The organism is Paraburkholderia sp. CHISQ3, assembly GCF_030464945.1.
In the GTDB taxonomy this organism is placed as follows: Bacteria; Pseudomonadota; Gammaproteobacteria; order Burkholderiales; family Burkholderiaceae; genus Paraburkholderia; species Paraburkholderia megapolitana.
In genome coordinates this window covers 246932-259555 of the sequence record NZ_JALPRG010000009.1, presented here as the reverse complement: position 1 = coordinate 259555, position 12624 = coordinate 246932, and the positions used below count along the sequence as shown (strand labels likewise).

12 protein-coding genes are annotated in these 12624 nt (G+C 63.2%); 6 read left to right on the top strand and 6 right to left on the bottom strand.

What is annotated here, in order from left to right; all coding sequences use genetic code 11:
* Positions 1-54 precede the first annotated feature (54 nt).
* Positions 55-306, top strand: coding sequence for a hypothetical protein (locus tag M0D65_RS22265; protein WP_266254592.1), 252 nt, complete (start codon positions 55-57; stop codon positions 304-306).
* Positions 307-365: 59 nt separating this feature from the next.
* Here M0D65_RS22265 and M0D65_RS22260 read toward each other — a convergent pair whose 3' ends face one another.
* Together M0D65_RS22260 and M0D65_RS22255 are read right to left on the bottom strand one after the other, a co-directional pair.
* On the bottom strand, positions 366-1586 hold the full coding sequence (locus M0D65_RS22260; RefSeq protein ID WP_266254591.1) for a winged helix-turn-helix domain-containing protein: 1221 nt from the start codon (positions 1584-1586) through the stop codon (positions 366-368).
* Between the two features lie 143 nt (positions 1587-1729).
* Positions 1730-2581 carry a LysR substrate-binding domain-containing protein gene (locus M0D65_RS22255; protein ID WP_091012278.1) on the bottom strand — a complete coding sequence of 284 codons (852 nt, stop codon included), beginning with the start codon at positions 2579-2581 and terminating at the stop codon, positions 1730-1732.
* A gap of 123 nt (positions 2582-2704) precedes the next feature.
* Between M0D65_RS22255 and M0D65_RS22250 the strand changes: the two genes are divergently transcribed.
* Positions 2705-3433 carry a transporter substrate-binding domain-containing protein gene (locus M0D65_RS22250; RefSeq protein ID WP_266254590.1) on the top strand — a complete coding sequence of 243 codons (729 nt, stop codon included), beginning with the start codon at positions 2705-2707 and terminating at the stop codon, positions 3431-3433.
* Between the two features lie 112 nt (positions 3434-3545).
* Positions 3546-4748: a pyridoxal phosphate-dependent aminotransferase gene (locus M0D65_RS22245; RefSeq protein ID WP_266254589.1), complete on the top strand. Its 1203-nt coding sequence runs from the start codon at positions 3546-3548 to the stop codon at positions 4746-4748.
* A 75-nt stretch (positions 4749-4823) separates the two neighbouring features.
* Here M0D65_RS22245 and M0D65_RS22240 read toward each other — a convergent pair whose 3' ends face one another.
* The 3 genes from M0D65_RS22240 to M0D65_RS22230 all read right to left on the bottom strand — a co-directional run bounded on the left by M0D65_RS22240 (position 4824) and on the right by M0D65_RS22230 (position 8108).
* A complete protein-coding gene (locus M0D65_RS22240) occupies positions 4824-6533 on the bottom strand; it encodes an FAD-dependent oxidoreductase (protein ID WP_266254588.1) in 1710 nt (569 codons plus the stop codon).
* A gap of 53 nt (positions 6534-6586) precedes the next feature.
* Entirely contained in the window at positions 6587-7579 is a 993-nt protein-coding gene (locus M0D65_RS22235; protein ID WP_091012286.1) for a DedA family protein/thiosulfate sulfurtransferase GlpE, read from the bottom strand.
* A gap of 277 nt (positions 7580-7856) precedes the next feature.
* A complete protein-coding gene (locus M0D65_RS22230; RefSeq protein ID WP_091012288.1) occupies positions 7857-8108 on the bottom strand; it encodes a hypothetical protein in 252 nt (83 codons plus the stop codon).
* Positions 8109-8607: 499 nt separating this feature from the next.
* Between M0D65_RS22230 and M0D65_RS22225 the strand changes: the two genes are divergently transcribed.
* Both M0D65_RS22225 and M0D65_RS22220 read left to right on the top strand, forming a co-directional pair.
* Positions 8608-10044, top strand: a complete 1437-nt coding sequence (locus tag M0D65_RS22225; RefSeq protein ID WP_266254587.1) for a DNA-3-methyladenine glycosylase 2 family protein — start codon at positions 8608-8610, stop codon at positions 10042-10044.
* A complete protein-coding gene (locus tag M0D65_RS22220; protein WP_266254586.1) occupies positions 10041-10577 on the top strand; it encodes a methylated-DNA--[protein]-cysteine S-methyltransferase in 537 nt (178 codons plus the stop codon). Before M0D65_RS22225 ends, M0D65_RS22220 begins: the two co-directional genes overlap by 4 nt.
* A 32-nt stretch (positions 10578-10609) precedes the next feature.
* Here the strand turns inward: M0D65_RS22220 and M0D65_RS22215 are convergent, their stop codons facing one another.
* Positions 10610-11266: a GntR family transcriptional regulator gene (locus tag M0D65_RS22215; protein ID WP_266254585.1), complete on the bottom strand. Its 657-nt coding sequence runs from the start codon at positions 11264-11266 to the stop codon at positions 10610-10612.
* Positions 11267-11298: 32 nt separating this feature from the next.
* Between M0D65_RS22215 and M0D65_RS22210 the strand changes: the two genes are divergently transcribed.
* The gene (locus tag M0D65_RS22210; RefSeq protein ID WP_266254584.1) at positions 11299-12456 is read left to right on the top strand and encodes a pyridoxal phosphate-dependent aminotransferase; all 1158 of its coding nucleotides are present in this window, start codon (positions 11299-11301) and stop codon (positions 12454-12456) included.
* The last annotated feature ends 168 nt before the right edge of the window (positions 12457-12624 follow it).

Below are 12624 nucleotides of genomic sequence, written 5' to 3'. Positions count from 1 at the left end.
TATAACACCATCACGTATCCATTCAACGCAGCCTGGAAGGAGAGCCGTACCATCATGACGCGCGATGTCCCAGACAAGCAGGAAGCGGGCGAACGTCCCGATCTCGAACATCTCGATGCGGCAGTCACTCATATCGACAAACTGGTTTCGTCCGGCAGCATCGCGACGAGCGCCGCGAAGGGTCTTCTGTATGGCCTGATCGAAAGCCTGGGCACGCTGGTCGGCGACCCGGACCTGCCCGAGCATGTGCGCTCCGGTTACGAAGATCTGCTCGAATCCGCACGCGAACTGCGCACGAAGCTTTAACGCCGGAGCTTCATGCAGGCGGTGCGTAGACCGTCTGCTATCAGCGACGACGCAGCAGCTTACTCGCTCTCGTCGTCGGCGAGCAGCGCTGCCTTTAGCGCCGCCGGCGCAGACGTGATCTGCAATTGCGGCGTGCCGTGCCATTGCGCGCAGCGCTGCAATGCGCGTTTCAGATCCGCGATCAGGCGACCGCTTTCACGCACGCCTTCCTCAAGATGCACCGACTTCAATTCGAACACGCCGCTCGCGCGATGCGCCTTCGCATCGATGCGCCCGACCAGCTTGCCGCGGCTTAGCAGCGGCAGCACGAAATAACCGTACTTGCGCTTCTCAGCAGGCGTATAGCACTCGATCACATAGTCGAAATCGAACAACGCGGCCGCCCGCTTGCGATCCCACACGACCGGATCGAACGGCGACAGCACGGTCGTCACCGTCGACGCGAGGCGCCCACTGGTTGCATCGTCGATGAGCGGTGCCAGCTCGCGATGCACAAACGTATCCTGCTTCCATCCATCGACACGCACCGGCAGCAACTCGCCCGCATCCGCGAGAGCATGCAGCGCGTCGGTGTACGGACGGCGCGGCAAGCGGTAGTAATCGGCGACCCAGTCGGCGCGAACCACGCCCAGCGAGCGACAACTGCGGTTCAGCAATGTTTGCTCGACGACGTCGACGGGCTGAAGATGGAGTGCGTCGTCCCAGCCAGGCAGCACACGCTCGGTGAGGTCGTAGACGCGCTGGAAATTGCGCCGCTCCGCGACCATCAGGTGGCCGATTGCGAACAGCACTTCGAGATGCCGCTTCTCGGGCTTCCAGTCCCACCAGCCGCCGCCTGTGCCGCCCTCGCGCGCGAAATCGGCGGAACGTACCGGGCCGGTTGCGCGAATGTGCTCGAGCAGCTTTGCGATGTCGCGCCGGTACTTCTTGTGCCAGTCGGCGGCGTACTTCCAGCCCATCCCGGACGGATCGAGCATCCGGTGACGTAGCAGACCGTAGTCCTCGATCGGCACGAAACACGCTTCATGCGACCAGTATTCGAACAGGTTGCCTTCAGCGAGATGTTCGTCGAGCCACTGCGGCAGATACGGCCCGAGCCGGCTGAACAGCACGAGGTAGGGGCTGCGCGCGACGACGTGAATCGTGTCGATCTGCAGTTGCGCCATCTGCCGGATCGCGGCGAGTACGTCGGGCTTGGTCGCCTTGCGGCGCGGCGGCGTTAGCAGGCCCTGGGCGGCGAGATGCAGCGTGCGGGCGGCGGAGAGAGGAAGAGTGTTCACGCGGGCGATCGGTGGTTGACGGATGCGGCGGCGCCGGCGGTGGGCCGGTTGCCGTGCGGGACAAGCGTTACTTTAGCGTGAACGGCGCGTGTGCGATGGGCCGCGTGCGACTAGATCGCCACGCGTTCGCGCAGACATCGTGCTCACGAACGAAGGTCCCGCATCAATTGTTCGGCGAGGAAATCGCAGGGCGGGCGGGCCGACCGCGCGCTCCGGGCAAGGACGATCTCGACATCCTCCAGAGGCGGCAAACCTTCGGCTTCGCCCAGATGAAGCAGGTGCGGCGGCACGCTGCATTTGGGGAGCGGAGCAATGGCGAGCCCGGCTTCGACCACCGAGAGCAGCCCGAGCAGACTCGGACTCTCCGACGACATCCAGTACTCGATGCGCGCTTTCTCGAGCGCGCGGATGGCATGCGCGCGTGCCGTGCTGCCGTGCTCGAACACGGCCAGCGGAAGCGGGCGGTCCGTCCACACCGAGCGAAAACCGCGGGCCGCGGCCCACACCATCGGTTCATTGCGAATCTTCTCGCACACGATGCCTTTCGGTCGTGTGAAGCATGCGAGGTCAAGCGTGTTGTCCTTCAGCAAGGGCACGAGTGCGGTGGTTTGCATGCCGATCACGCGAATCTCCACGCGCGGATGCGCCACCGCGAAGCGACGCAGCACCGGCGGCAGCAATGACGAAGCGTAGTCATCGGGCACACCGATCGTCACGCTGCCGCGTACCTCCGGCCGCACCACCGTCGCCCACGCTTCCGCGCGCATCGCAAGCATCTTGCGGCCGTATTCGACCAGCACGCTGCCGTCGTGCGTGAGCGTGACGTTGCGCGTGGTTCGCGTGAAGATCGGCTTGCCCAGTGCGTCTTCGAGCGTTTTGACCTGCTGGCTGACAGCCGAAGACGACCGATGGATAAGTTCGGCGGCGCGCGCAAACGAGCCCACGTCGGCGACTGTCACCACCATCTCCAGCACGTCGAGATCGAGTTTCTTCATGTTAAAAAGAAAATCTTAATAATTTGTTAAGTTTATCCCGTTTTGCTAACTCTTCAAGCTGTTGGATACTGAGGTCTCGCGGAGGCGCGCACGAAGACTACGAAGACACGAGGAGCGACGCAGATGGGCAACTTGCAGGGCAGCTTCACTAGCGAGTCTGGACGCAGCGAACTCACGCCAACGGGTGTGCTGCGTGTCGGCGTGGTGTATGCGCCCGAGCCCTCGGCATTTTTCGCGCTTCGAACCGCTGATGGCGGTCTGCATGGCGTGACGGTCGACCTGGCAAACGAGTTCGCGAGGAGGCTGAACGTACCGGGCGAAGTGCTCGGTTTCTCCGGTTCCGGCCAGCTCGTCGATGCCCTCGAGCAAGGGCAACTCGACGTCGCATTTATGCCGGTCGACGATGAGCGCAGGAAGCGCGTGAATTTTGGACCGGAATACTACGTCGTCGAGAGCACCTGCCTCGTGCGCGATGCAGCCGTCGTGCCCGACTTCGCGGCGCTCGACGATGCCCGGATGACGGTTGTCGGCCTCGCTGAAACCACCACCATCCGGGCCGCGCAAAAGGCGTTGCCCGCGGCGCAGTTCAAGGCAGTGAGTTCGGTCAGCGCGGCCCTCGAGTTGTTGAAGGCGGGCGACGCCGACGCCGTGGCTCTCTCACGCGATGTGCTTGAGCGTTATCAGACGCGCTTTCCAGGTTCCAGGGTGCTCGATGGCGCTTTCCATGCGATCAAGGTAGCCATTGCCGTGCCGAAAGGGAAGCCTGTCGCGCTGGACGCAGCAAGCGATTTCCTCGAACAGGCGAAGTCGTCCGGGTTTGTAGAGGCCGCATTCAGGCGCGCCGGAGTATAAGCACCGATATTCGACGGTTGCGGCACGACCTCATCGCCGTCGAAGCAAACGCTGCATCCAGATTTTCGATAAACCGATAAACATCAAACACTCATAACAAGCGGAGTCAGACATGCCGAGCATCGCTAACAGGGTTAACGAAATCCGTCCGTCACCGACGATCGCAATGAACGTGCGAGCCGCCGAACTCACGCGCGCCGGACGAGACATCGTGCCTTTTAGCCTCGGCGAGCCCGATTTCCACACCGCTGAAAACATCAAGGCGGCCGGGATCGCGGCCATCAACGGCAACTTCACGAAGTACACGGCAGCGGATGGCTTCGGTCCGCTGAAGAAAGCGGTGGCGAACAAGCTGCTGCGCGAGAACCACGCGCAGTACGAGCCGGGTCAGATCGTCATCGGTTCCGGTGCCAAGGTCATCTTGCTGGCCGCCATCATGTGCACCGTCAACCCCGGCGACGAAGTCATCATCCCCGCGCCGTACTGGGTCACCTATCCGGACCATGTGCAGATCGCCGGTGGTACGCCTGTCTTTGTAGCGTCCGACGCGGCATCGGGCTTCAAGCTCACGCCCGAAAAACTCGCGGCCGCGCTGACCAGACGTACCCGCGCGCTCATCTTCAACTCGCCGACGAATCCGAGCGGCGCGATCTACACACGCGAGGAAATTCAGGCGCTCGGTGAGGTGCTGAAGGACTATCCGGACGTCTGGATCATCACGGACGAACTGTACGAGCATCTCTACTACGACGAGCAGCGCACAGTCACTTTTGTCGAAGCCATGCCGAAACTCGCGGGGCAGATCATCACGATCAATGGTTTCTCGAAAGGCTATGCGATGACAGGCTGGCGCCTGGGATTTGCGGCTGGCCCGCAACCGGTGATGAAGTCGATTGGCGATCTTTTGAGCACGATCACCGGCTCGCCCAATAGCGTGGCCCAGGCGGCGGCCATCGAAGCGCTCGAAGGCGATCAGTCACATATCGAGCGCAACCGCAAGACGTTCCAGGAGCGCCGCGACTTCGCATTGCAACGCCTCGCGCAGATCCCCGGTCTGAAGGCGATCAAGCCTGCCGGTACGTTCTATGTGCTGGTCGATTGCGCAGGATGGATCGGGAGGGTTACGCGTGGCGGCCGTGTGTTGACGAGCGACGTGGCGGTTGTCGAGGCACTGCTTGAAGAGGCCGATGTCGCTACGGTGCCGGGTGAAGTATTCGGAGCGGGGCCCTTCATCCGCATGTCCATCGCGCTTGGACACGAGACGATCGGCAAGGGGATGGACCGTATTGCCGATTTCGCGGAACGTCTGAAGTAAAGTTGTTGCTGCACACCGACCGGCCCTCGCATCGTCGTGCAAGGCCGGCTGGTGTGCCAGGCTACGAAAGCGCTGTTATGCGCCGAGCGCTACCGCCTCGCCGGAAGTGGCGGCGAGCATCTGGTGAATCTGCGACACGACCGCAGCACCTTCGCCGACAGCCGCTGCCACACGCTTGGTCGATCCAGCACGCGCATCGCCAATCGCGAACACACCCTCGACGCTAGTACCGAGCCCGCACACCGGATTGACACCGTCGATGCCGGTCAGCACAAAACCTTTCTGATCGAGCTGCACGCCGCAGGTGCGCAGCCAGTCGGTATTCGGATCGGCGCCGGTGAAGAGGAACAGATGCCGCGTGTCGAAATGGTCAGTGCCGTCCGCGAGCGGCTTCTTGAGTCCCACCGTCGTCATACCGCTGTCGTCGCCGTCGATCCGCGCGATCTCCGAATACGGATGAACGATCACGTTGGGCAGCGACTTGATGCGATCGATCAGATAGCGCGACATCGTCGCTTCGAACCCGCTGCGGCGAATCAGCACGTGCACGCGTGCCGCGTGCGTCGCGAGATAGACGATCGCCTGTCCCGCCGAATTGCCGCCGCCCACCAGCACGATTTCCTCGTGCTTGCACAGCTTCGCTTCGACCGGCGATGCCCAGTAGTACACCCCGCGTCCATCAAAACGCTCGAGCCCTTCGATCTCGGGCCGCCGGTAAACCGCGCCGCTCGCAATCACGATCGCATGCGCGGTGATGCTGCCGCCGCACTTCAGCTCCAGCCGATGCGGCATTTCCTCGCAATGCAGCGTCTTCACCCTGACCGGAATCGCGACGTGCGCGCCGAACTTCTGCGCCTGCACGAATGCACGGCCCGCGAGTGCCTGACCTGTGATGCCAGTCGGAAAGCCGAGGTAGTTTTCGATCCGCGAACTGGCGCCGGCCTGGCCGCCAGGCGCGCGGCTATCGAGCACGATCACCGACAGTCCTTCCGAGGCTGCATAAACGGCTGTCGCGAGCCCGGCAGGTCCAGCGCCGACAATCGCAACGTCGTACACATGCGAGTTGTCGAGATCGGGCAGCAGGCCGAGGCATGTCGCGAGTTCGGGATCGCTCGGTCGACGCAGCACCGAGCCATCCGGGCAGATGACGAGCGGCAGGTCTTCAAGGCGCGCTGCGTACTGTTCGATCAGACCCAGCGCGTCTTCGTCGCTTTCGTCGATGACCGAATGCGGATGACCGTTGCGCGACAGGAAGCCTTGCAGCGCGACGAGCCGCGAGTCGTTGCGCTTGCCGACCAGAATCGGGCCGCCCGCGCCTTTTTCGATCAGCGACACGCGGCGCAGGATCAGCGCGCGCATGATGCGCTCGCCCAGGTCGGCCTCGGCGATGATCAGTGCGCGCAGCCGCTCCGGTGCGATCAACAGGCAATCGACCGGTTCGAGTGCGACACCGTTGACGAGCGCCGGCCGCCCGGACAACTGGCCGACTTCGGCCATGAAGTCGCCCCGAGTGTGCTCGGTGATGATGTGCTCGCGCCCGAGCCCATCGCGCTGATAAACCTTGACCGCGCCCGACAGCATCACGAACATGCCGGGACCGGGCAGGCCGGTTTCGAACAGCAGATCGCCGGGCTGCCAGTGATGCAGTTCGCCGAAGCGGCGCATGCGCTCGATCTCTTCGGCGGTGAGCTTCGGGAACATCTGGTGACGCCGCGTGGACAGCGTCGAGAACGGCGCGTCGGCGACGACGTCCGGTTGCACTTCTACTGCCTGAATCGACCCCATCGAATGACTCCTTCACCTTCCGCGCGCCGTGAGGGACGGCCGCGGCAGTGGTACTAGACCGCGTTCGGCGCGATATGCGCCTCGACGTGATGCTGCGCTTCCTCAACGATCGCTTCGAGTTCGCAGCCCGCGTCGCGCCAGGCGTCGAGACCGCCCGCCAGCGGGACCACGTCGCTGAAACCTGCTTCGGTAAGCTGCTTGGCCATCCACGCCGCAGAAATTTCGTTCGGACACGAGCAATAGATGACGAGCTTCTGGTCGTGCGGATACTTCGCGACGATCTCGTCGAGCTGCCGTTCGTCCGCGTACAGCGAGCCCGGAATCACGAACGGATCGAGCTTGCGCTTTTCGTGCGAACGGATATCGAACACCACGATGGGTGGCGCCTTCGCAAGCATCAACTGATACAGCTCGTCGACGCCGATGCGCGCCGTGGCGAGTTTCTTGATCAGTTGCCGGCGGCGATACCAGCGATAACTCGCATAGAGCAGCAGCAGAACGACGACCACCGCCGCGGTCATCCGGCCGAGGCGGCTCGCGCCTGCGAACAGCATGTCGATCTGCGGCGCGAATAGTACGCCGATCACGAGACCGACGCCGGCCCATAGCGCAGCACCGATGCCGTCATAACCGAGAAACGCACGGTAGGACGTGCCCATCGCGCCGGCCATCGGAATCGACACGATCGACAGGCCCGGCACGAACTTCGCCACGGCGAGCACGCGCACGCCCCAGCGGCCGAAAAAGCGCTCGGTTTTCTTCACACAGGTATCGCGCGACAGCGACAGTTTGCAGATGGTTTTCAGCGTATTGCCGCCGTACACGCGCCCGGCGAAAAACCAGACGCTGTCGCCGATCAATGTCGCGAACACCGACAGCACGAGCACCGGTCCCAACTGCGTACCGATGGAACCGGGATGAAGCGCCGCCATCGCCCCGAACAGGACGATGGTGGGGAGGGCGGGCACGGGTAATCCGAGCGAAGCGGCGAGCACATTGGCGAACACCAGTGCAGGTCCGTATTGCTCAACGAGGTCATGTAGCATCGGCTTACTTGGCGGCCTTGCAGGCTGCGATCTGACGGTAACCCAACGATTATGGACGCATTTTAGAGACGTGCAAGCCTTCTGGAATGCGCGCTGTGATGGCAACTGCGAAGACGACTGAGATATGCGGACGGCTGCGCGCGCCACCTGGTGTCGCGCGGCCCGGATAGCCGGTCAAGCGTCCGGCTGGGCGCACTACGAATCGCGGGAAAGACAGCAGCGAGGGAATCGGATACGGCAGCGATACGGCACCGGCCGCACGCTGCCGCTTATCGTGTCACTGACGGTGGTTGTGCTGTTCGCCGGGCAATTCGGCGCCGTGGGCGCGGATCGCGGCGATCAGTTCCGCGGGTGTAATTTCGTAGCGCACTTCGCGATGAATGCCGGGCTTGCGCTCGTCGACTTCGACCAGAAGAATGCCTTTACCGTCTTCTGTCGATTCGAGACGCAGCGAACGAAGTTCGCGCGCCGTCGCATCGTCGAATTCGGTGAGCAGGGCCATGGACCCGGAAGACCCGGTAGTGCGCATCGAGTGTCCTCGTTTCATTGTTGGATCGAACCATTTTACGGGCTGGTGCACGCGCTGTTTGTCGCGTGGCGCTCATACCGGCGTACGTATCCGGCGATTTGCGCCACTGCGCGCCTGACCTGCCGCAGAGTAGTGGGAGCCAGTTTAACGCGACTCGCCATTTCGACGACTGCCTTTTTACGTGCCCTGGCGCGGTGCATCGCGCGGGCCGCCGGTGTCATGCCTGTGTCGTACCCGTGTATTAAGGCTGAGCGGGAAAGTGCGCAGTGCTCGTGTGCCAAAGTGTTAGCGGACAGAAAGAATTCGTAGGGAACGGGCACGAGCGCGATGTCGCAGCGCGCCGACTACGAAGACCGTCTGCGCGCGACAGCGCAACTGTCAGAGGAAACGCTGCGAGCGCGGCGTGCCCAGCGCGCAAACCCTACGGCTTCGACTGCCGCTGCATGCTCATGTCCGATTCCGGCCAGAGTTCAGCGGCGGCCTGCGCTAGAGTAATGCCATGACCTTCGATCGCGATTCCTGTTATGAAGCCGTGCTGGCGCGCGACCGGCGCTTCGACGGCTGGTTCTTCGTGGCGGTGACGTCGACGGGTATTTACTGCCGGCCGGTTTGTCCGGTGCGCTCGCCGAAGCTCGCGAATTGCCGTTTCTATGCGAACGCCGCTGCGGCGGAACAGGCCGGTTTCCGGCCTTGCCTGCGCTGTCGCCCGGAACTTGCGCCCGGCCACGGGCTGCTCGATGTTTCGCGTCGGCTGGCCCAGGCCGCGGCCGCGCTGATCGGCGCGGGCTTTCTCAACGATGCGAATCTTTCCGCGCTAGCGGCACGTGTCGGCGTCAGCACGCGGCATTTGCGGCGCATCTTCGAGGCGGAATTCGGCGTGTCGCCGATCGACTACGCACAAACGCAGCGTCTGTTGATGGCCAAGCGTCTGCTGGCGGACACGACCTTGCCGGCTGCGCAGGTCGCCTTGACGGCGGGGTTCGGCAGCGTGCGGCGCTTTAACGATCTGTTTAGCCGTCGCTACGGTTTCACCCCGGCTCGCGTGCGCAAACATGCCACCGACGCCGCGCGCGCCGCCACTGCCGATACGCTCACGCTCGACTTGCCGTACCGGCCGCCGTTTGCGTGGGACGCGCTCCTGTATTCCCTCACCGGTCAGGCGATTAGCGGTGTCGAGCGCGTGACGCACGACAGCTATACGCGTGCGATCGAGGTGCCGCACGACGGTACGCGCGTAACCGGCTGGCTGCGCGCGGACCATCTGCCGCAGCGGCTCGCGCTGCGCATTACGCTGTCGTCGTCGCTGACGCCGGTCGTGCCGTCGCTGCTTGCGCAGGTGCGGCGATTCTTCGATCTCGATTGCCGGCCGGATCTGATCGATGCGCGCCTCGGTGCGTTGGCCGCGGCGCTGCCCGGCATGCGTGTGCCGGGTGCGTTCGACGGTTTCGAAACCGGTGTGCGGGCGATTGCGCTGCGTCACTGGCCGCACGCCGACGCACATGCCTGGCTGCAACGTATCGCGGATGCGTTTGGCACGCCGGTCGCGCAGGCGCCCGATGGATTGCGCACGGCGTTTCCGTCGGCGCATGCGTTGACCGGCGTGTCGGTGCAGACGCTGCGTGCGACGGGTTTGCCGTTGCGCGGTGTGACGTGTCTCTTGAAGCTAGCCGACGAGGTCGTACAGCAACGCGTGTTTCTCGAACTTTTTACGCCACTCGACGAAACGCTCGCGCATTTGCGCGACGTGATCGGTCTCGACGAATGGTCGGTTCAATATGTGGCGATGCGCGCGCTTGGTTGGCCTAACGCCTATCCGCTCGGCGATCCGTTGATCGCACAGATGGCACCCGACGACGGCGCATGCTGGGCGCCGTGGCGCGCCTATGCAGCTCAACATTTTGCGTATGCAGCGGGACAGGAGGCGAGCGCCGCATGAAGTACTGCACACTGATACCGGGCCCGCTCGGCGAGATTCTGCTGCGCGCCGAAGACGACGCGCTGACCGGTGTCTTCTTCGTCGGCCAGAAATATTTCCCTTCCGCCGATGCATCCGCGCATGGCTATTCGATTGCCGATGCGCCGCGTGTTCTGCGCGAAGCCCAGCAACAACTCGACGAATATTTCGCGGGCGAGCGCGAACGTTTCACGCTGCGCCTACGTCCTGTCGGGACCGCGTTTCAACGCAGCGTGTGGGATCAGCTCGTGAAGATTCCGTTTGGTGAAATCGACAGTTATGGGCGTATTGCGCAGCGTCTCGGCCTCGCGGCGGGCAGTGCGCGTGCGGTCGGTGCCGCAAATGGACGTAACCCGATTTCGATTGTCGTGCCGTGTCATCGCGTGGTGTCGAGTGCGGGCGATCTCACGGGCTATGCGGGCGGTCTGCATCGGAAGGAGGCGTTGCTTGCGTTAGAACGGCCACGTTCGATCGCGCCGCGGCAGATGGAGCTGCTCGATCTGGGCAGCGTGTAATCGACGGCTTCCCAACGCTGCAACACAAGCTTCTACTTCGAACGATGCGCATGCAGCGCTTCGATCATCACGACACCTGCCTCGGTGATGTGTTCTTTCGTCAGACGTTTGGCGAGACGTCGATCCTTCGCTTCGATCGCTTCGAGAATGCGCGTGTGCTCCGCAAACGACGTGTCCTGATACGCGGCCAGTTGCCAGACCAGCCGCAGATACCGATCGGCCTTCTGCCACAGCGATTCCAGCGCTTCCATCAAATGCCGTTTGTCACTCGGGGCATAGATCGCGCGATGAAACGCCCAGTTGTCCTTTGACCATTGGTCCACCTCGGTGGCGTGCGCGTCCTGATCGAGCGCCGCGCGGGCCGTCGCGACGTCGGCGGCAGTGAACGCGTCGAGCGCGGCGTCGAGCGCGAGCAGTTCGAGCGCGACGCGCATGGCCTGCAATTCCTCCGCTTCATCACGGGTCATCGACGAGACGAACGCGCCGCGATTCGGCACGATCGTGACGAAGCCGCGGGCCTCGAGCTGGATGAACGCTTCGCGTACCGGGATGTGGCTCGTGCCGAATTCCTCGGCGATCCGGTCCTGACGCAACTGTGTGCCGGGCGCCAGTTCGCCGCGCAGGATGCGCTCGCGCAAACGTTCGGACAGCGACTCGGAGAAAACTTTTGCGTCGGCTGACTTCTTCATCTTAATATATTAAAACAAGTGAGGAGGTTGTTATGACGGTATCTAGATTGAGAAATATTCCCGGTATCGGTGTCGACAAGATGGGCGATGCAGCCGATGCGACGAACAATCACAACATTCTAAGGCTCGAGAATCTCGACACCGACCTGCGGCCGCCCGCCGACGCGATCCGGCGCACGCACGAGGCCGTCGAGGACGACGACGCAAACAGTTATCTGCCGTTCATCGGTCAGCGGGCGCTGCGCGAGGCGGTTGTCGCGCGGATTGCACGCAGTGCCGGCGTCGAGTATGACGCCGGACGCGAATGCGTGATTTCCGCGGGCGGTATGGCTGGCGTTCTCAACGTGCTGCTGTCCATTCTCGAGCCCGGCGATGAGGTCGTGCTGACCGACCCGACTTACGCCGGGCTGATCAATCGTGTGCGGCTTGCCGGCGGCGAGCCGCGTTTCGCGCGACTCATTCCGGGAGCCGATGGCTGGCGGCTCGACCTCGACAGCCTTGCCGCGGCGGTCGGTCCGCGCACCCGCGCACTGCTCGTGATGTCGCCGTCGATGCCGACCGACTTCGTCGCCAATCGTGCCGAGTGGGACGCGATCGCCCAGTACTGCCGGCGCACGAACGCATGGCTCGTCTACGACGCCGCGATGGAGCGCATTGTCTTCGATGGGCGCGCAATCATTCATCCGGCGTCGTTGCCGGAGATGCGCGAGCGGACCATCACGGTCGGCTCGGTATCGAAGGAATACCGGATGATCGGCTGGCGGGTCGGCTGGATCGTTGGGCCCGAAGCGATCATGGCCGATGTTCGCCTGACGAGTCTTTGCAACGTCGTGTGCCAGGTCGGCATTGGTATGCCGGGCGCGACGGCTGCATTGACGTCGGCGGATGACGGCGTTGCGCAGGCGGTGGCCGAGTGGCAGGCGAGGCGCGACTTCCTGTTGCGTGAACTGCACGACCTGCCGCTCGTGCGACCCGACGGCGGCTGGTCGCTGTTGATCGATACGGAGCAACTGGGCTTCACCTCGCCGGAAGCATCGCGGCGGCTGTTCGAGTTCGGTGAAGTGGCGGCCACGCCGATGACGGGTTGGGGGCCCGAAGCCGGCCGCTATCTGCGCTTCGTGTTTTCCAACGAACCGGTGTCGCGGCTTGCCGATATTCGTAGCCGTGTGCGCGCTGCGTGGGGTGTCTGATGGGTTTGCTTTGCTGCTCTATATAGTACGCAGCGGTCGTGTTGCGGCATCGAAAGAGCTTGTCCGAATCGTTCGCACACATGCGGAAAGAATAATTTGCAGTTGCGAATGGTTCTCATTATCGATATTATCCGCCCCGTCGAAAGCTAATCGTATGGCTACGGGGTG